Origin of the sequence: Nonomuraea recticatena, assembly GCF_039533245.1 — a bacterium.
In the GTDB taxonomy this organism is placed as follows: domain Bacteria; phylum Actinomycetota; class Actinomycetes; order Streptosporangiales; family Streptosporangiaceae; genus Nonomuraea; species Nonomuraea roseola.
This window is the reverse complement of the sequence record NZ_BAAATE010000001.1, coordinates 168,388-186,535: the sequence shown is the minus strand read 5'-3', so window position 1 is coordinate 186,535 and position 18,148 is coordinate 168,388. Positions and strand designations below refer to the sequence as shown.

Below are 18,148 nucleotides of genomic sequence, written 5' to 3'. Positions count from 1 at the left end.
ACCGGATATAGTTCCTGGCCATGGACCTGGTCCGGCACCTCTACTACTTCACGGTGGTGGCCGAAGAAAGGCACTTCGGCAACGCGGCCGTCCGCCTCGGCATGGCCCAGCCCCCGCTCAGCCAGCGCATCAAACGCCTGGAGGAGGAGCTGGGCGCCAGGCTCTTCGACCGCTCCGCCAGGCAGGTGCGGCTCACCGAGGCGGGCCGGCTGCTGCTGCCCGAGGCGCGCGAGGTCGTGGCCCGTGTCGAAAGACTCCGCGAGCTCGTACGGCACGGCGAGGCCCGCACCCTCAAGGTGGCGCTGCCTCCCGACCTCGGTGCCACGGCCATCGCCGCCCTCGTGGCCCGCTTCAGGGAGGAGAGCCAGGGGCTCAGGCTGGCCCCGGCCGAGATGTGGACGGCCGACCAGGTGGGCGCCCTCAGCGAGGGCCTGATCGACGTCGGCGTCGTCCGCCACCCCGTCACCGCTCCAGGCCTGCGCTTCGGCCAGGTGCTCGTGCAGACCCCCGGCGTGCTCCTCGCGGAGACCGACCCGCTGACCGAGGGCTCCAGCGTGCACCTGCAGGACCTGGCGGGGCGTGAGCTGCTGCTGTTCCCGCAGGAGGGCGAGCCGGGCGCGCACGCCGAGACGCTGTCGGACTGCCGCAGGAACGGCTTCGTCCCCGTGGAGGTGCATCATGGGATCGGGCTCGGGCTGGTGCTCGCGGGTTCGGCCGTCGCGTTCGGCTCCGAGGTGTCGCTTCCCGGCGTGGTCTGGCGTCCGCTGCTCGGCTCGCCGCTGGCCTGGCGCGTGTCGACGGCGTGGCGGGTCGAGACGCCGGAGGTGGCGGCTTTCGCGGCGACAGCCGTACGGACGTTGAAGGAGAGTGCCGGGATGACCGACGAGGGCGCCGCGCCCGTGCGGCAGGTCAGGCGGCGTCCGGCGATGGGCTTCCTGGCATGAATTTCGAGGAGGTCTTCAGACGGGCCGGGGTGGTGGGCTCGCTGCACGCCGTCGACCTCGACAGCGGAGCGGAGGTGTCGCACCTGGCCGACGAGCCGGTGCCGACGGCGTCGGTGTTCAAGCTCCCGCTGCTGGCGGCCTTCGCCAGGCTGGCCGACGCGGGTGAGCTCGATCCTCGCGAGCGCGTGACCGTCAAGGAGCGGCTCTCCGGGGACCTGGGCATGGGCGCGATGCTGGACGACGTCACGATGTCGCTGCGCGACATGGCGTACCTGATGATCGCGGTGAGCGACAACGCCTCGGCCGACGTCCTCGCGGGCAGGGTCGGCCTGGAGCGGGTCAACGCGATGCTCGACGGGTTCGGACTGTCCGCGACGAGGGTGGTTTACAACTGCGCGGGACTGCTCGCCACGGTCAGGGAGGACTCGGGCGAGGAGTGGCCCGTGGTCGATCCCGAGATCCTGGCGAAGCTGCGGGCGCTCGACCCGGCGCGGAGCAACAGGAGCACGCCACGCGAGACGACCGCGCTGCTCGGTCTCATCTGGCGCGATGAGGCGGCCTCGCCCGAGCAGTGCGCGTGGATGCGCAGGCTGCTCGGCCTGCAGGTGTGGCCGCACCGGCTGTCGTCGGGCTTCCCCTACGACGACGTCGCGGTCAGCGGCAAGACCGGCACGCTGCCCACGCTGCGCGCCGAGGCGGGCGTGGTGGAGTACCCCGACGGCGGGCGTTACGCGGTGGCGGTCTTCACCCGCGCCTTCAGCCCGGCGCTCAACCAGCCGCGCGCCGACGCGGTGATCGGGACCGCCGCCCGTATGGCTGTGGACCACCTACGCGGGTAGGGGGTTGTGTGGGCGGCGATGATGACTTTCGGTTCGGGCGGCGACAGGATGGGACACATGGTTGCTGAAGGTGAACTGCTGTGGGAGCCGACCCCTTCCGTGGTGGCGAACGCCAAGATCACCCGCTATCTCGCGAGCGTGGGGCGTGCCGACTACCAGGACGCGTGGCAGTGGTCCGTCGAGGACCCCGCGGCGCTCTGGACGTCTGTGTGGGACTACTTCGGCGTGGTCGGTGAGCGTGGTGACGGGCCCGTCATGACTGGGACGATGCCCGGCGTCGAATGGTTCACAGGCAGTTCACTGAATTACGCGGAGAACGCGCTGCGCCGCGCCGACGGCCCTGCGGTGATCTTCCACTCTGAGGGGGGACCGCGCCGCGTCATCACCATGCCCGAGCTCCGCGCCGAGGTCGCGCGGGTCAGGACCGGCCTGGTCAAGCTGGGGGTGCGCAGGGGGGACAGGGTGGCGGGCTACCTGCCGAACATCCCCGAGGCGCTCATCGCCTTCCTCGCGACCGCCTCGCTGGGCGCGATCTGGTCAGCCGGTTCTCCCGATTTCGGAGTGCCCAGCATCGTGGACCGTTTCACGCAGATCGAGCCGAAGGTGCTGATCGCGGTGGACGGCTACCGCTACGGCGGCAAGAGCTTCGACAGGTCGGAGGCCGTGCGCGACATCGCCGCCGCGCTGCCCTCGCTGCGCGCCACGGTGTGGATCCCCTACCTCGTCGCAGCCGAGGAGGGCCTGCCGCCCCAGCAGGCCGAACCGGCCTCCACGCACGTCGCGGCGCTGCCGCACGGCGAGGTGATCGGCTGGGAGGGGCTGCGCGCGGAGGAGGGGCCGCTGGAGTTCGAGCGGGTGCCCTTCGGCCATCCGCTGTGGATCCTCTACTCCAGCGGGACCACAGGACTGCCCAAGCCGATCGTCCACGGCCACGGCGGAGTGGTGCTCGAACACCTCAAGTCGCTCTCCTTCCACCAGGACCTGGGCGAGGGAGATGTGTTCTTCTGGTACACCACCACGGGCTGGATGATGTGGAACTACCTCGTCGGCGGGCTGCTGGTGGGCTCCACGGTCGTGCTCTACGACGGGGCGCCCACGGACCTGTGGAGCATCGCGGCGGACGAGGGCGTGACGTACTTCGGGACGGGCGCGCCGTACATCGTCTCGTGCATGAAGGCGGGCACGCGGCCCACGGGGCTGTCCTCGCTGAAGGGGGTCGGGTCGACGGGCTCGCCGCTGCCGCCCGAGGGGTTCGCGTGGCTGGCCGAGGCGCTGCCGGGGGTGCCCGTCGGGTCGTTCTCCGGAGGGACCGACGTGTGCACGGGCTTCGTCGGAGCCACGCCGCTGCACCCGATCCGCGCCGGGGTCATCCCGTGCAGGTCCCTCGGCGCGCGGGTGGAGGCCTTCGACCCCTCGGGCAAGCCGGTGATCGGGGAGGTGGGTGAGCTGGTGCTGACCCAGCCGATGCCGTCCATGCCGGTGATGTTCTGGAACGACCCCTCCGGCGACCGGTACCGCGACAGCTACTTCGACGTGTACCAGGGGGTGTGGCGGCACGGCGACTGGATCAAGATCTCCGAGGACGGCAGCTGCGTGATCTACGGCCGCTCCGACTCGACGCTGAACCGCGGCGGCGTGCGGATGGGCACCAGCGAGTTCTACCGGGTCGTGGAGCGCTTCCCCGAGATCGCCGACAGCCTGGTGATCGACACGGGCCAGCTCGGGCAGGAGGGGCGGCTGCTGCTGTACGTCACGCTCGTGGACGGGGAGGTCACCCCTGAGCTGGAGGGACGGCTGAAGGCGGCGCTGAGGGACGAGCTGTCGCCCAGGCACGTGCCGAACGAGATCATCGCGGTGCCGGGGATCCCTCGGACGTTGTCGGGCAAGAAGCTGGAGGTGCCGGTGCGGAAGATCCTGCTCGGCACACCTGTCGAGCAGGCGGCCAACCGGGACGCGATGGCCAACCCTGAGGTCCTCGACCACTTCCGCCCCTAGCCCCTCCGCGAAGGCCACCGACGAGCCCCCTCCGAGAGACGCTGACGAGCGTTACTCGGAGGAGGTTTCCGCAGGTGACGGCAGGCGTCCTCCGAACGATGCCGTGTGGGATCAGGTCGTGGGAGCGATGAAGAGGGGGAGGCAGGCGTCGAGGTTGCGGATCTCGATGTCGGTCGCGGGGGAGAAGGCGGTGCGCTCCAGTCGGAACCGGCGCTCTGTCGCCCGCCTGCCCAGACGGTTGCGGATCTCGACGCCGTCCTCCCGGTAGCCCAGCTTCCGCGTCACCCCCAGCGAAGCGGGGTTGTCCTCGAACGCCGACGTGACCGCGTGCTCGGCGCCGAGGCCCTCGAAGGCGAAGTGGAGCACCGCCCTGCGCATCTCCGTGCCGATGCCCCTGCCTTGGAAGCGCCTGCCGATCCACGACCCGGTGCCCACCTCACGGGTGACGCCGAAGTCCTTGGCCGAGACGCCCTGGACGCCGACCACCTCGCCGTCGAGCAGCACCGCGAACTCCGCCGCCCACGACTCGGGTGTCCACTCGCCCCACTGGCGGAATTGGTACCGGATCGCGCGGCGGGCGCGCTCGGCGGGCGGCACGTCCGACCACGGGAAGAGGAACGGCATGAAGCCCTCCTCGTGGATGCCCTCGGCGGCCCTGTCTCCCAGCTCGTCGAGCTGCGCGAGGCTCGGCAGGCGCAGCTCCAGGCGGGGCGTGTGGATCGACAGGTCGAAGAGCGGCAAATGGCGCATGCCGTCCATTGTTTCTGTTCGGCGTCGCCGCCCGCGACGCGTTTTTCACACCCCCTGCGGCAGCCGGAACAGCCGTCCTGGGTCGTAGGCGGCCTTCACCGCCGACAGCCTGGCCGCGTTGGCGCCGTAGTAGGCCTCACGCCACCGCGCGATGTCGGGGTCGATGTAGTTCACGTACGCGTGCTCCCCGAGATGCGGCTCCATCGCCCCGCGCACACCCCTGAGCCAGCCCCTGTCGGCCCCGTCGGCGTAGTACTGCACGCTGAACAGCGCCTGCCGGTGCGGGAAGGCGGTGGCGTCGGGCCGTACGCGGCTGATCGCCCCGCCCATCGCGTCGAGCAGCACCGCGTGGCCACCAGGACGGGCGACCCTGGCCACCAGCTCCTTGACCGCCGCGCCCGTCATCTTCGCGTAGCCGAGGTGCGAGGAGGCGACGAAGGCCTCGCGCGGCATCCTGCGGCACTGCGCCACCGTCCTGCCCGAGCAGCCCGCCATGATCATCATGGCGGCGCGGTGCGAGCGCTCCGCGGTGTATCTCGACGACGGAGCGCCCGCGGCCTTCACCAGCGCGTCGAGCAGCTTGGCGCAGGCCGTCCTGCCGCCCAGGTAGAGGCCGCCCACCTGCACGTCGAGGCCGCCCGCGCTGCGCGTGAGGTGGAGGTTGGCCCACAGGGCGTCTGGCGCGGACGGCGCCCACGCCTGCCACGCCCTCACCACCGAGGTCGCCCTGGACCACGGCCAGTGCAGGAAGAAGACCGTGACGTCCCTGGCTGGATGGGTGCGGAAGGTGAAGGAGAGCGCGACGCCGAAGTTGCCGCCGCCCCCGCCCCTGCAGGCCCAGAACAGGTCGCTGTGGTTGGACGCGTCGCAGGTCAGCACCCGACCGTCGGCGGTGACGATGCGCACGGATTCCAGGGCGTCGCAGGTCAGGCCGTACTTCCTGGACACCACGCCGAGCCCGCCGCCGAGGGTGAGGCCTGCGATCCCCACCGTGGGGCAGGTGCCGGCGGGGATGCTGACGCCGTTGGCGATCAGCTTGTCGTAGACGTCGATCAGCTTGGTGCCCGCGCCGACGGTGGCCCTGCCCGCGCGGTAGGTCACGGTGTTCATCCGCGACACGTCGACGACCAGGCCCGAGCCCGTGGACCAGCCGGCGTAGGAGTGGCCGCCCGAGCGGGAGGTCACGGGGACGCGCTCGCCGCGGGCGAAGGCCAGGCACTCCGCCACGTCCTTCGGGGTGGCGCAGTAGGCGACGCCGCGTGGCCTGATCGCGTCGAAGGTCGGGTTGTAGAGACGGCGGGCGGCGTCGTACCCGGCCTGGCCAGGCCGTACGAGCCTGCCGTCGAGACCTCGGCCGAGCGCCGCCCAGTCGGGAGCCGTCGATCCGCCGAACCCGCTCAGCGCGGCGGTGAGCAGGAAGCTGCGGCGGTCCATGGTGACTCCCTCACATCGTGAAACCGAAGGGTGAGACGCGCGAAGGGAGCGCCTGGTTGGTCACATTCCGGTCACCCGCTCGACGCCAGGCGCAGCGCGAGCGCCGGGCACATCTCGACCGCGCGGCGCGCGTCCCTCGCCATCCAGGCGGGCACCTCGCGAAAGGACGGGTAGCCGTGCTCGTCCAGGTCCACGAACTCGGGCAGCAGGTGCGCGCACAGACCGTGGCCCTGGCAGCGGGTCCAGTCGACGTCGAGCTGGTAGCGCGGCTCCTCCTGCGGCTCGGGCAGGGGAAGCGCGCCCCTGATCGGACGCCCGCACGAGCCGCGCCGCTCGTGGACGGCCAGGTCGCCGGCGAAGGCGTCCAGGGCCGACAGCACGAACCTCGCCGTCCCGTCGGGGTGGAAGCAGGCGCCCCTGCGTTCCACGGACCGTACGGCCCGCCGTACGTCATCGGCGTTGCCCGAGCCCTCGGTCAGCGCGCACAGCGTCCTGGCCACCTCGGGAAGTCCGAGACGGCAGGGGCCGCACTGCCCTGAGGACTGCGCGGCGAGGTAGGCGGCGACCTTGGCGACCTCGCCGAGAGGGCAGGTCGTCGAGGGGAGGGGCGCCACGATCCCCGCGCCGAGGACCCCTCCGGCCAGCCGCATCCCCTCGCGGGAGACGACGGCCGTCGCCGCGGCCTCCGCGCCCAGCCAGGCCCCGTGGTAGCCGCCGACCAGCACGCCTTCGCCGGGCTCGAGCCCGCACTCCTCCAGCACGGTGGCCAGCGGCACGCCCGCCATCACCTCCACCACGGCCTCGCCGCCCACGGTGAGCAGGACGGTGCCGGGCTCGCGGGCGGTGCCCACCTCGGCGTAGCCCATGGGGCCAAGCTCGGCGAGGACGGCCAGCTGGGCGAAGGTCTCGGCGTTCGACAGCAGGGTGGGCAGCCCGCCGACGCCCTCCTCCGCCGCCCTGCGCCTGCGTCCGGCAGGGATGGCCTCGAGGCCGTTCACCCCTCGCACGAGCGCGCCGCCCTCGCCGGTGATGAAGCGCTCGGGCAGGCCGACGACGCGCATCCGCCCGCCGTACCGTTCGGCGGCTCCCGAGACGGTCGCGGCGCGGCGCTCCTCCAGCGCGGCGGCCATGGAGGCCTGCGAGACCTCCCCTTCGGCGGTCGCGACGATCACCTCGCGGGCCCGCAGCGCCTCGGCGGCCAGCAGCGCGCCGTCCAGCACGAGATGAGGGGTGCGGACCAGCAGCATCTCGTCCTTGGCGCTGGCAGGCTCGCCCTCCACGGCGTTGACCAGCACCACCCGCTCTCCGGGGGCCACCGCCCTCAGCTTGCGCGCGAAAGGGAACGCGGCCCCGCCGCGGCCTCGCAGATCCACCTCCTCGGCCAGTTCGATCAGCTCGTCCAGCTCCCTGCGCGCGGGCTCGCCGTGCAGCGCCCTGTGGGCCGGCAGGTCGAGGCGCCTGCAGTGGTCGAGCCCCGCCGTGAGCCTGGCGGGCGCGAGCCGCAGTACGCGCGGCACCCGATGCGGAATCATCCCGCCCTCCTTCTGCGCAGGTCGTCGAGGCTGACCAGCTCTCCGATCACCACGGGCTCCTCCACGACCTCCGGTACGGCAGGCGGCCTGCGAAGCGTCGCGACCGCCCTGACCAGCAACGCCGACAGCGCCGCCGCCAGGCAGACGACGTAGGACCAGGCCACCCACCCCGCGGGCGGCCTGCCCGCGGTCAGGCCGTGCAGGATGGCGACGGGCCAGGCAAGGTAGGCGGCGCCGTGCATCACCCGCCACAGCCACGGCTTGCTGGTGTGGGCGAACCAGCCGCGCGTCACCCCCGTCACCGCCGCGAGCGCGAACAGGGCGAGCGCCGTCAGGCCGGTCAGCGACGACGACCTCAGCGCGGCGTGCGCGAGGAGGAAGCCGATCCCCGCCGCGGCCGCGGCCCTGTGCAGGAGCTGGCAGCGGACCCTGTTCGGGACGGACAGGAAGACCCGCTCGGTGGTGACCAGCCCGAGAGCGACCGTGAGAGTCAGCGTGACCAGGGCGAACACGCCGACGTAGAAGTCCAGGAAGGCCAGGCCGTCGTTCATCAGACGCAGCCCGCGCTCGGTGCGGGTCAGCGCGACGGCCGACAGGATCAGCGCCGTCACCGACGCGGTGGCCCCCAGGCGTAGCTGCCTGGCGTCGAGGCCCGCGTGGCGCGGCTGCTTTCTGTGGAGCATCGTTTCCCTCCCGAGTTCTGCTGGGTGAGGTGTGCTGCTCGGGAAGGGGTGAGGTCAGCAGCGGCGGCCGCGGTTGATGCAGCCGACGACGAAGGACATCAGCCTGTCGGGCATGACGTTGGCGAAGTCCGCGTGGTCGGTCACCGGGTTGTGCAGCTGCTCGGGGAAGGCGTCGAGGGCGTAGGAGGGGCCCTGCGGGACGCTGTAGGTGAGGATCATCCGCAGCTGCGGGATCGCCCTGGTGCCCTGCGGGCAGCCGCCGCCCTGGCCGGGGAAGACCACGTGCGTGCGGTGGTTGGCGCTGTCGGTGTTCTGGCCGTCCCAGCAGCTGGGGAAGTCCAGGACCCTGACCACGAGGCTGCCTCGCGGGCACAGCGGGTACTTCGTGGTGACGCGGTTGGTGAAGCCGGTGCACGTCCACGCGGCGCGGGCGTTGGCGCCTCCGTTGGTCGCCGCCTTGGCGTCCCCGGTGATCATCCTGAGGAAGCGGGGCATCTCGCTCACCCTGCCCGCCGCGTTGCCGCGGAACTGCATGACCGCCTGGCGGGGACGCAGCACCTGGCCGACGTTGCCGTCGGGGTCGCCGAGGTTGGCGTCGACCTTCCTGTTCCTCAGCACGGGCCAGAAGTAGGTGGACCTGTCGGAGAGCCTGCACGTGGTGCCCGCCGCGGCCAGCGACTGGTCGGTGGAGAAGGCGTCGGTGGACAGGTTGCCCACGTAGTCGTGCAGGTGGTGGGCGCCGTTGGAGACACCGGGGGCGACGATGAAGTTGTCGGGGTTGTTGTGGCGGTTGCCGTTGGTGCCGCACTGGGAGACGAACGTGCCCCTCGACCCGGACCTGAGGCCGGCCAGGAGGTTGCCGCCGGGCTGGACGGTGCGGATGTCGACGAAGTCGGCGACGAACGGGCCGAGGTCGGCGCAGTCGTCGTCCTGCGTGGCGGACGGGCTGGGCGAGGGGCTGGGCGACCTGGTGGGCCTGGCCCTCCTGCCGTCGCCCTGCTGCCCCGACCCGGTCGGCTCCGCCTCGGGCCGCCCCGGGTTCCGGGGGTCGCCGGGGTTCTGACGGTCGTCCGGGTTCTGCGGGTCGCCGGGGTTCTGACGGTCATCCGGGTTCTGCGGGTCGCCGGGATTCTGCGGATTGCCGGGGTTCTGGGGGCTGGGGGCCTCGCCGGGCTCCTGCGAGGCGCGGGGATTCCTGGGGGCGCCCTGGTCCTCGGGTGTGCCGGGATCCCGCGAAGCGCGAGGGTCGCTGTTCCTGGCGCCGGTTCCACGCCGGTCGGCCGGGTCCTGGGGGTCGGCGGTGCTCTGCGGGTCGTCCCCGGGGTCGCTCGGCGGGGCGAGCGCCCCGCCGCCCTGGGGCGGCTGGCCCTGGTCGCTTCGGGACGGCTGGTCCTGGGCGTCCTGGGACGGCTGGTCCTGGTCGCTCTGAGGCGGCTGGTCCTGGGCTCGTTGTTCGGGGTGTCCCGCCGGGTCGCAGTGGTCGGCGAAGGCGGGAGCGGCGTTGATGACGGCCGCGGACACCATGCCACCGGCCACCATGGCCAGGGCCGACATGGCCGCGGCCAACCGTCTGGATGTGATCACTGGTTGTCTCTCCTCGAATCGGCCGCAAGGGCGGCGGGGGCGGGGGAGGGCGTCGGAGGCTCGGGCAGCGCGTCGTAGTCGACCAGCCCCGTGCTCTCCAGAAGCGTCATGTGCTTGAGCACGAACGCGTTGGACTTCTGGGCGAACCTCCTGATCTCGTCGTTGCGGGTGCCCGCCCTGACCAGGGCGATCACGCTGAAGACCTTGCCGTGGGCGGCCCTCAGCAGGTTGGCGAAGTCCCTGTCGTAGGCGGCGCCGCTCTTGGTCGACAGCTGGGCCATCCAGCGCTGCTGGTCGGCCGAGGGCTGGCTGGGCAGGACCACGCCGAGGCGCGAGGCGACCGCGATCACCTCCTTGTCGAGCTTCAGGTGGTCCTCCACGAGGTGGCGGCCGACATCCTTGACGCGGCGGCTGAGCGCGCGCTGCTGGGCCTGCTGGCCGGTAGGGATCTCCCAGAGGCCGGCCTGTCGTACCTTGATCAGAAGGTCCTGGTCGGAGGTGGTCGGGGCGGCGGTGGACGTCGCGGCGGGCGGTCCTGGCAGGACCAGCAGCACCGTGACCGCGGCCGCCACGAGGAAGCCGCTGAGCAGGAGCACCTCTCCGGTTAGAAGCCTGCGCATGGTCGGAGGTACGCGGCCCTGAGGGACGGGGTTCATCGCAAGTGTCGAGATAGTCAGAAATGACTGGAGTTATCGGAGTGGCTACCGAGCCGATAACGAAGGTGTAAAGATGTGCCCCGTGCTAGGTCACCTCGACGACATGGAGCACCGAATACAGGCGCTCTATGAGCAGTTCGGCGGGCCTTTGCTCCGCCACGTGCGCAAGACCACAGGAAACGATCTGCAGTGGGCCGAGGACGTCGTGCAGGAGACGATGGTCAGAGCCTGGCGTCACTCCGACAGACTGCAGTGGGAGCCTGGCCTTGTCTGGGCGTGGCTGCTCACAGTGGCCCGCCGCATCGTGATCGACGGCCGACGCCGAAGGAGCGCCCGGCCGCGTGAGGTCGAGCCGCCAGAGGCGGACACCGTTCCCGTTCCCGACGGCTGCGATCGGGCATTGTCGGCGATCGTCGTCGCCGACGCCCTACGGAGCCTGTCGCAGGAACACCGCGAAGTCATCGAGCAGACTTATCTCAGGGACCGTACGATTAGTGAGGCGGCGGAGATTCTGGGGATCCCGCCGGGCACGGTCAAGTCCAGGCTCTATTACGGAATCAGGGCTCTGCGTGGGTTGCTGCGGGACAAGGGGGTTGCCGGCTGATGCATCCTGAGGTGGCTGCCTACGTGCTCGGAGTTCTCGACGACGCCGACCTCCAGGCGTTCGAACGCCACCTCGACTCGTGCGAGCGGTGCCAGAGGGAGCTCAAGGAGCTCCAGGACGTGCCGGACCTGCTCGACGACCTCAAACTCCAGCCCTCGGCGTCAGAGGACGACGACCCCCCGATCTCCATGTCACGTTGACGTCCGTGTACTTTTCGGGTGATATCGGGTACGTCCGGTCAACGAGGACCGGGCTATTGGGGGAGGTGCCCGGTGGTGGGGACAGGAGCCATGCCTCCTGACCGACGTTTCGGCGAGGAGGGCGCCCGCCTTTCCTACGGCGGTTACCTCCGCCTGCCGGAACTGCTCGCCCAGCAGGAGCCCGAGTCATCGGCCCCTGACGAGTTGCTGTTCATCACCGTCCACCAGGTGTACGAGCTGTGGTTCAAGCTGCTGCTCCACGAACTGGAGAGCGCCCGAGAGGCGATGTCGGCCGGTGAGCTGTGGAAGGCCAGGCACCTGTTCAAGCGCGTCCACGCGGTCGAACGCGTGCTCGTCGGGCAGGTGGACGTGCTGGAGACGATGACGCCCCAGGACTTCCTGGAGTTCCGCGCGAAGCTCGCGCCCGCAAGCGGCTTCCAGTCGGTGCAGTTCCGCGAGCTGGAGTTCCTGTCGGGAGCCAAGGATCCCCGCTACCTCCAGCGGGTGCGCAACGCCGGCGAGGACGAACTCGCCAGGTTGCGCAGGCGGCTGGAGGAGCCCACATTGTGGGATGCTTATCTCACCGCCCTCTCCCAGCGGGGCCTGCCGATCTCCGACGAGGAGATCATGGGCTCGCTGCTGGCCGTGGCGAGGGACCGCGGGGCGCACGACGACCTGTGGCAACTGGCCGAAGATCTGCTGACCCATGACGAGACGTGCGCCATGTGGCGCATGCGTCACGTCCAGATGGTCGAGCGGCAGATCGGCACCAAGTCGGGCACCGGCGGCTCGACCGGCGCGCCGTACCTCAGGGAACGCACGCGCCTGCACTACTTCCCCCTGCTGTGGGAACTAAGAGGCTGGTTGTGACCAGCATCCAATATGGCAAACCCTCACAAAGGAGTGAGAGCGACATGCCGCTCGACGAGGCCAAGGACGAGTTGCTCCAGAACGCGGCGCAGATATGCGCGGCGGGCGGCGACCACGCGAGCCCCGAGGAGGCTCTGGCCTATCTGCGCGTCTACTACCGGCACGTCGCGGCCGAGGACCTTCTCGACCGCGACCCCGTGGACGTGTACGGCCCCGCGATGTCGCACCGGCAACTGGCCGAGACGCGCCCACAGGGCAGGGCGGTGGTGAGGGCCTACACGCCCACCGCCGAGGAGAACGGCTGGGACCCCGGTCACTCCGTCGTGGAGGTGGTCACCGACGACATGCCCTTCCTCGTCGACTCGGTGACGATGGAGCTCGACAGGCACGACATCGGCATCCACCTGATCGTGCACCCGCAGATGCGGGTGCGCCGCGACATGACCGGCAGGATGCTCGGCCGTGGCCAGGAGGACGTCACGGGCCAGATGCTGGTCGAGTCGTGGATGCACATCGAGATCGACAGGCAGTCCGATCCCGAGGTGCTCAGGTCGATCGAGGCCGACCTGCAGCGCGTGCTGTCCGACGTGCGGCATGCCGTCGAGGACTTCGCCAAGATGCGGGCGCTTGCCGTACAGACCGCAGAGGATCTGACGATGAACCCGCCGCCGCTGGAGCCCGCGGAGGTCGAGGACAGCCTCGACCTGCTGCGCTGGCTGGCCGACGGGCACTTCACCTTCCTCGGGTACAGGGAGTACCGCCTGGAGGACAGCGACCAGGGCGAGGTGCTGCGCGCGGTTCCCGGGGCGGCGCTCGGCATCCTGCGCGCCGACAAGCCGGGCTCGGCGAGCTTCTCCGCGCTGCCGCCCGAGGTGCGGGCCAAGGCCAGGGAGAAGCAGCTCCTGATCATCACCAAGGCCAACTCGCGCGCGACCGTGCACAGGTCGGCCTACCTCGACTACGTCGGGGTGAAGCTGTTCTCGCCCGAGGGCGAGGTGATCGGGGAGCGGCGCTTCCTCGGCCTGTTCACCCACGTGGCCTACAACGAGTCGATCTCCAGGATCCCCGTGGTGCGGCGCAAGCTCGCCGAGGTGCTCGACCAGGCGGGGCTGAGCGCCGAGAGCCACGACGGCAAGGACCTCATCGAGATCCTCGAGACCTACCCGCGCGGCGAGCTGTTCCAGACGCCCGTGGACGAACTGGTGCCGATCGCCCTCGGCGTGCTGCGGCTGCGCGAGCGCAAGAAGGTCAAGCTGTTCCTGCGGCGCGACGACTACGGCCGCTACATCTCCTGCCTGGTCTACCTGCCGCGCGACCGCTACACCACCAAGGTCAGGCTGAAGATGCAGGACATCCTGCTCAAGGCCCTCGGCGGCTCCTCCCTCGACTACAGCGCCATGATCGGCGAGTCCACGCTGGCCAGGCTGCACGTGGTCGTGCGGGGTGAGCGCGGCAAGCCGCTGCCCCAGCACGGCGTCGACGTCGACGAGCTGGAGGCCCGCCTCGCCGCGATCACCAGGTCGTGGGAGGACGACCTGGCCACCGCGATCGGCGAGATGGCGACCGAGGAGGAGGCCCCCGCGCTCGTCAGGCGCTACCAGGCGGCCTTCCCCGAGGGGTACAAGGCCGACTTCCCGCCCAAGATGGCCGTGGTCGACCTGCGCCGCCTGGAGGAGCTGGTCGGCAAGGGCGACGACGAGATCGGCATCAACCTCTACGAGCCGTACGACGCCGCCGAGGGCGAGCGACGGCTGAAGATCTACAAGCTTGACTCACCGATCTCGCTGTCCCACGTGCTGCCGCTCATCCAGCGGCTCGGCGTCGAGGTCGTGGACGAGCGGCCCTACGAGATCGACCGCGACAACGATCCCGCCACCAAGAACGCCTGGATCTACGACTTCGGGCTGCGCTACACGCCGTCGGACGAGGTCGACCGCAACGACTTCAAGAGGCTCTTCCAGGAGGCGCTCGCGGCGCTCTGGACCGGCCAGGTGCAGGCCGACAACTTCAACGCGCTGGTCCTGTCCGCAGGGCTGACCTGGGAGCAGGCGGAGATCCTGCGGGTCTACGCCAAGTACCTGCGCCAGGCCGGCAGCACCTTCAGCCAGCGCTACATGGAGCGGGTGCTGCTCGGCAACGTACGGCTGTCGCGGCTGCTGGTTCGCCTGTTCGAGGCCAGGCTCGACCCCAAGCGCTCCGACGAGGTGCGCGCCGATCTGAGCGAGGCGCTGCACGAGGAGATCCTCGGCGCGCTCGACGAGGTCGCCTCGCTCGACGAGGACCGGATCCTGCGGGCCTACCTGGAGATGATCCAGGCGACGCTGCGGACGAACTACTACCAGGTCGACGCGGACGGGCGGCGCAAGCCGTACATCTCGCTGAAGGTCGACCCGCAGGCGATCAGCGTGCTGCCGCTGCCCCGCCCGCGCTACGAGATCTTCGTCTACTCGCCCAGGGTCGAGGGCGTGCACCTGCGCTTCGGCAAGGTGGCCCGTGGCGGCCTGCGCTGGTCGGACCGCATGGAGGACTTCCGCACGGAGATCCTCGGCCTGGTCAAGGCGCAGATGGTGAAGAACACCGTCATCGTGCCCACCGGTTCGAAGGGCGGCTTCGTGGTGAAGCGCCCGCCGTCCTCCGGCAACCGCGAGGAGGTCATGGCCGAGGGCATCGCCTGCTACCGGACATTCATCTCCGGCCTGCTCGACCTCACCGACAACCTGGTCGACGGCCAGGTCGTGCCTCCGAAGGACGTCGTCAGGCACGACGGCGACGACACCTACCTCGTCGTCGCGGCCGACAAGGGCACCGCCACCTTCTCCGACATCGCCAACAGCGTCTCCAAGGAGTACGGCTTCTGGCTGGGCGACGCCTTCGCCTCTGGCGGCTCCATCGGCTACGACCACAAGGCGATGGGCATCACCGCCCGCGGCGCGTGGGAGTCGGTGAAGTACCACTTCCGCACGGCCGGCGTCGACATCCAGTCCACGGACTTCACCGTGGCCGGCATCGGCGACATGTCGGGCGACGTGTTCGGCAACGGCATGCTGCTGTCGCAGCACATCCGCCTGATCGCCGCCTTCGACCATCGGCACATCTTCATCGACCCCGACCCCGACGCGGCGCGCTCCTTCGCCGAGCGGCAGCGGCTGTTCGAGCTGCCGCGCAGCTCGTGGGCCGACTACGCGACCGACCTGATCTCCGCAGGTGGCGGCGTCTTCTCACGCGGCGCCAAGTCGATCCAGATCACGCCGCAAATGCGCGCCGCACTGGGGATTTCTGCCGATATTTCGGCATTGCCGCCCAACGACCTGATCAGCGCCATCCTGCGCGCGCCGGTGGACCTGCTGTGGAACGGCGGCATCGGCACCTACGTCAAGGCCTCGTCCGAGTCCAACGCCGACGTCGGCGACAAGGCCAACGACTCGCTGCGCGTCAACGCGGCCGACCTGCGCTGCAAGGTCATCGGCGAGGGCGGCAACCTGGGCTTCACCCAGCTGGCCCGCATCGAGTTCGCGCTCAACGGCGGCCTGGTCAACACCGACTTCATCGACAACTCCGCGGGCGTCGACACCTCCGACCACGAGGTGAACATCAAGATCCTGCTCGACCAGGTCGTCCGCGACGGCGAACTGACCGACAAGCAGCGCAACCAGGTCTTCACCTCCATGACCGACGAGGTGGCCGACCTGGTGCTGCGCGACAACCACGCGCAGAACGTGGTGCTCGCCGCGGCCCGCGCGCAGGCGCCGGAGATGCTCCACATCCACGCCCGCTACCTGCGCCGCCTCGAAAGGGACGGGCTCGTCAACAGGGAGCTGGAGTTCCTGCCGTCGGACAAGACGCTCGCCGAGCGCCGCCAGGCAGGCATCGGGCTGACCGCGCCGGAGTTCTCCGTCCTGCTGGCCTACACCAAGCTGGCGGTCGACGCCGAGCTGCTCGGCTCCGACCTGCCCGACGACCCGTACCTGGCCTCCTGGCTGGTGTCGTACTTCCCCTCGGCCCTGCGCGAGCGCTTCCGCACCTACATGGACGCCCACCCGCTGCGCCGCGAGATCATCACCACCTGCGTGGTGAACGAGCTCGTCAACTCCACCGGCACCACGTTCATGTTCCGCTTCGGCGAGGAGACGGGAGCCTCCTCCCAGGACATCGCGCGGGCCTACCTGGTCACCAGGGAGGTCTTCGACCTGCCCAGCTTCACCAAAGGGGTGGAGGCGCTGGACAACAAGGTCGACACCCGCACCCAGCTCGCCATGCTGCTGGAGGCGCGCAAGCTGGCCGAACGCGGCACCCGCTGGCTGCTCGGCAACCGGCGGCCGCCGCTCGACCTGGCCGGATCGGTGAGCTTCTTCGTGAAGGGCGTCAACGGCCTGCTCACGCACCTGCCGAAGCTGCTGACCGGGCCCGACCTGGCCGCCTACGAGGACCGCCGCGACAACTTCCTCGCCCGCGGCGTCCCCCTCGAACTGGCCGAGCGGGCCGCGGCCATGGTGCCCGCCTACTCCACCTTCGACCTGGTGGAGATCTCCGCGGTCACCGGACGCCCTGTCAACGAGGTCGCCGAGGTCTACTTCGACCTCGCCGACCGGCTCCAGCTGGCCAGGCTCAGGGAGCGCGTCATCGCGCTGCCGCGCGACAACCGCTGGAACTCCATGGCGCGCTCGTCGCTGCGCGACGACCTCTACGCCGCGCACGCCTCGCTCACCCGCGACGTGCTGGCCCACAGCTCGCCTGGGAGCTCGCCGGAGGAGCGGCTGGCCACGTGGACCGAGGGCAACTCGGCGGCGGTCTCCAGGGCCCGCCAGACGCTGTCGGAGATCTGGGAGAGCGACAACTTCGACCTCGCGACACTGTCGGTGGCCCTTCGTGCGATCCGCACCCTGGTCGCCACCAGCAACCTGCCCCACACCGAGGCCTGACCGGCCGCCCGACGGCTCTGCGCGCCCCACGCGCGCGGGGCCGTCACCGGCTCCGCCACGGCCGCGGCCTGAACGGGCGCGCACACGTCCACTTCCGTGGACGCGGGTCAGAGGCCGCTGCCCTTGGTGATGGCACCGTCGTAGGCGATGACCGTGGCGGCGGAGGCGGGTGGGACCGTGGCGACGTACTGCTGGGTCTCGAAGATCTTGATGTTGTCCCTGTACTGCTCCCTCGTCAGGGCCCAGCGGCCCTCGGGAGGGACCGGCAGGAACGGGCTGACGGAGATCACGCTGTTCATCGAGGTGGTTCTCAGCAGGGAGTACTGCACGAGCGCGCCGCCGTCGATCGTGCGCAGCGCGTAGACGGGGTAGTCGGCCGCGCTGAAGATCGAGTCGTAGGTGAAGCCGTCCTTCTTCGCCGCCGTGCGGTTGTCGGCGATCTCCGCGGCCGTCTCCGTGGTGTAGGGGCCCGCGGCGATGAGCCCGGCGGCGATGCCCGCGGGCCCACGCTCGGCGATGGTGGCGTGCAGCGGGGCGATGTAGCGCGGGCTGATCTGCACGCCCTTGTCCTCGGAGCCGACGACCTCGGCGTAGCCCGCGGTGTCGAGCTTCACCTCGGGCAGCCGCTGACCCGGCAGCAGGAGGGCCAGGGCGCTCAGCCGCCAGTCGGTCCCCTTGGCGAAGGTGAGGACGGCGGTGCGGTTGTCGCGGGGGACCACGACGGAGAACCACAGCGGCTCGTCGGGACGCAGGCGCGGCACCAGGAACGTGGGCGTGCCCCAGGTGTAGCGGGCGGGTCGGTCGCCGGTCGAGGCGAACTCGGCGGTCACCAGGTCGGTGCGGCCGTCGCGGTTGAGGTCCCTGGCGAAGCTCCTGCTGCCGGCGAAGCCCCTGCTGCCGGCGACGCGCAGCATGTCGTCGGTGACGACGTACTCGGAGAAGGCGTTGGCCGCCTCGCTCAGCGACACCCCCGGGGCCACGGAAGGGACCGTCGGAGCGGCGGCGGTGGCCGCCGCGACAGGCGAGGAGGAGGGTTCACCAGAACCCGAGCAGGCCGTCGCCGCGGCCAGCAGACCGGCGGCGAGGGCCAGCATCCTCCGCCGCCCGTATGCACGCACGTCGCCATGTTATGGGGTGC

At 70.6% G+C, this 18,148-nt stretch carries 14 protein-coding genes; 7 read left to right on the top strand and 7 right to left on the bottom strand.

Annotated features, from left to right (window positions below):
• Positions 1 to 20 precede the first annotated feature (20 nt).
• The 3 genes from ABFX50_RS00830 to ABFX50_RS00820 are packed head-to-tail and all read left to right on the top strand — an operon-like array spanning position 21 to position 3,778.
• The gene (locus ABFX50_RS00830) at positions 21 to 944 is read left to right on the top strand and encodes a LysR family transcriptional regulator (RefSeq protein ID WP_346142389.1); all 924 of its coding nucleotides are present in this window, start codon (positions 21 to 23) and stop codon (positions 942 to 944) included.
• Positions 941 to 1,783: a serine hydrolase gene (locus ABFX50_RS00825; protein ID WP_346142388.1), complete on the top strand. Its 843-nt coding sequence runs from the start codon at positions 941 to 943 to the stop codon at positions 1,781 to 1,783. Before ABFX50_RS00830 ends, ABFX50_RS00825 begins: the two co-directional genes overlap by 4 nt.
• A gap of 57 nt (positions 1,784 to 1,840) precedes the next feature.
• Positions 1,841 to 3,778: an acetoacetate--CoA ligase gene (locus ABFX50_RS00820; protein WP_346142386.1), complete on the top strand. Its 1,938-nt coding sequence runs from the start codon at positions 1,841 to 1,843 to the stop codon at positions 3,776 to 3,778.
• Between the two features lie 111 nt (positions 3,779 to 3,889).
• Here the strand turns inward: ABFX50_RS00820 and ABFX50_RS00815 are convergent, their stop codons facing one another.
• The 6 genes from ABFX50_RS00815 to ABFX50_RS00790 all read right to left on the bottom strand — a co-directional run bounded on the left by ABFX50_RS00815 (position 3,890) and on the right by ABFX50_RS00790 (position 10,381).
• Positions 3,890 to 4,528: a GNAT family N-acetyltransferase gene (locus ABFX50_RS00815; RefSeq protein ID WP_346142384.1), complete on the bottom strand. Its 639-nt coding sequence runs from the start codon at positions 4,526 to 4,528 to the stop codon at positions 3,890 to 3,892.
• 45 nt (positions 4,529 to 4,573) lie between these two features.
• The gene (locus ABFX50_RS00810; protein WP_346142382.1) at positions 4,574 to 5,962 is read right to left on the bottom strand and encodes an FAD-binding oxidoreductase; all 1,389 of its coding nucleotides are present in this window, start codon (positions 5,960 to 5,962) and stop codon (positions 4,574 to 4,576) included.
• 71 nt (positions 5,963 to 6,033) lie between these two features.
• Entirely contained in the window at positions 6,034 to 7,494 is a 1,461-nt protein-coding gene (locus tag ABFX50_RS00805; protein WP_346142380.1) for an NADH-ubiquinone oxidoreductase-F iron-sulfur binding region domain-containing protein, read from the bottom strand.
• The gene (locus tag ABFX50_RS00800) at positions 7,491 to 8,177 is read right to left on the bottom strand and encodes a hypothetical protein (RefSeq protein WP_346142378.1); all 687 of its coding nucleotides are present in this window, start codon (positions 8,175 to 8,177) and stop codon (positions 7,491 to 7,493) included. Before ABFX50_RS00800 ends, ABFX50_RS00805 begins: the two co-directional genes overlap by 4 nt.
• A 54-nt stretch (positions 8,178 to 8,231) precedes the next feature.
• A complete protein-coding gene (locus ABFX50_RS00795; protein ID WP_346142377.1) occupies positions 8,232 to 9,761 on the bottom strand; it encodes a DUF1996 domain-containing protein in 1,530 nt (509 codons plus the stop codon).
• The gene (locus ABFX50_RS00790) at positions 9,758 to 10,381 is read right to left on the bottom strand and encodes a DUF4142 domain-containing protein (RefSeq protein ID WP_346142375.1); all 624 of its coding nucleotides are present in this window, start codon (positions 10,379 to 10,381) and stop codon (positions 9,758 to 9,760) included. The genes ABFX50_RS00795 and ABFX50_RS00790 overlap by 4 nt, the downstream gene beginning before the upstream one ends.
• Before the next feature lie 109 nt (positions 10,382 to 10,490).
• Between ABFX50_RS00790 and ABFX50_RS00785 the strand changes: the two genes are divergently transcribed.
• The 4 genes from ABFX50_RS00785 to ABFX50_RS00770 all read left to right on the top strand — a co-directional run bounded on the left by ABFX50_RS00785 (position 10,491) and on the right by ABFX50_RS00770 (position 17,010).
• A complete protein-coding gene (locus tag ABFX50_RS00785; RefSeq protein ID WP_183649858.1) occupies positions 10,491 to 11,021 on the top strand; it encodes a sigma-70 family RNA polymerase sigma factor in 531 nt (176 codons plus the stop codon).
• Positions 11,021 to 11,221 carry a zf-HC2 domain-containing protein gene (locus ABFX50_RS00780; RefSeq protein WP_346142371.1) on the top strand — a complete coding sequence of 67 codons (201 nt, stop codon included), beginning with the start codon at positions 11,021 to 11,023 and terminating at the stop codon, positions 11,219 to 11,221. The genes ABFX50_RS00785 and ABFX50_RS00780 overlap by 1 nt, the downstream gene beginning before the upstream one ends.
• A 90-nt stretch (positions 11,222 to 11,311) precedes the next feature.
• Positions 11,312 to 12,091, top strand: a complete 780-nt coding sequence (locus ABFX50_RS00775) for a tryptophan 2,3-dioxygenase (RefSeq protein ID WP_183649853.1) — start codon at positions 11,312 to 11,314, stop codon at positions 12,089 to 12,091.
• A 44-nt stretch (positions 12,092 to 12,135) separates the two neighbouring features.
• Positions 12,136 to 17,010 carry an NAD-glutamate dehydrogenase gene (locus ABFX50_RS00770; RefSeq protein WP_346142369.1) on the top strand — a complete coding sequence of 1,625 codons (4,875 nt, stop codon included), beginning with the start codon at positions 12,136 to 12,138 and terminating at the stop codon, positions 17,008 to 17,010.
• Between the two features lie 107 nt (positions 17,011 to 17,117).
• Here the strand turns inward: ABFX50_RS00770 and ABFX50_RS00765 are convergent, their stop codons facing one another.
• A complete protein-coding gene (locus tag ABFX50_RS00765; protein ID WP_346142367.1) occupies positions 17,118 to 18,128 on the bottom strand; it encodes a DUF8094 domain-containing protein in 1,011 nt (336 codons plus the stop codon).
• Between the last annotated feature and the right edge of the window lie 20 nt (positions 18,129 to 18,148).

Bases quoted from the DNA above. Each gene is read 5' to 3' on its own strand.
- ABFX50_RS00830 (WP_346142389.1), top strand. From the start codon at position 21: ATGGACCTGGTCCGGCACCTCTACTACTTCACGGTGGTGGCCGAAGAA.
- ABFX50_RS00825 (WP_346142388.1), top strand. From the start codon at position 941: ATGAATTTCGAGGAGGTCTTCAGACGGGCCGGGGTGGTGGGCTCGCTG.
- ABFX50_RS00820 (WP_346142386.1), top strand. From the start codon at position 1,841: ATGGTTGCTGAAGGTGAACTGCTGTGGGAGCCGACCCCTTCCGTGGTG.
- ABFX50_RS00815 (WP_346142384.1), bottom strand. From the start codon at position 4,528: ATGCGCCATTTGCCGCTCTTCGACCTGTCGATCCACACGCCCCGCCTG.
- ABFX50_RS00810 (WP_346142382.1), bottom strand. From the start codon at position 5,962: ATGGACCGCCGCAGCTTCCTGCTCACCGCCGCGCTGAGCGGGTTCGGC.
- ABFX50_RS00805 (WP_346142380.1), bottom strand. From the start codon at position 7,494: ATGATTCCGCATCGGGTGCCGCGCGTACTGCGGCTCGCGCCCGCCAGG.
- ABFX50_RS00800 (WP_346142378.1), bottom strand. From the start codon at position 8,177: ATGCTCCACAGAAAGCAGCCGCGCCACGCGGGCCTCGACGCCAGGCAG.
- ABFX50_RS00790 (WP_346142375.1), bottom strand. From the start codon at position 10,381: ATGCGCAGGCTTCTAACCGGAGAGGTGCTCCTGCTCAGCGGCTTCCTC.
- ABFX50_RS00785 (WP_183649858.1), top strand. From the start codon at position 10,491: ATGTGCCCCGTGCTAGGTCACCTCGACGACATGGAGCACCGAATACAG.
- ABFX50_RS00780 (WP_346142371.1), top strand. From the start codon at position 11,021: ATGCATCCTGAGGTGGCTGCCTACGTGCTCGGAGTTCTCGACGACGCC.
- ABFX50_RS00775 (WP_183649853.1), top strand. From the start codon at position 11,312: ATGCCTCCTGACCGACGTTTCGGCGAGGAGGGCGCCCGCCTTTCCTAC.
- ABFX50_RS00770 (WP_346142369.1), top strand. From the start codon at position 12,136: ATGCCGCTCGACGAGGCCAAGGACGAGTTGCTCCAGAACGCGGCGCAG.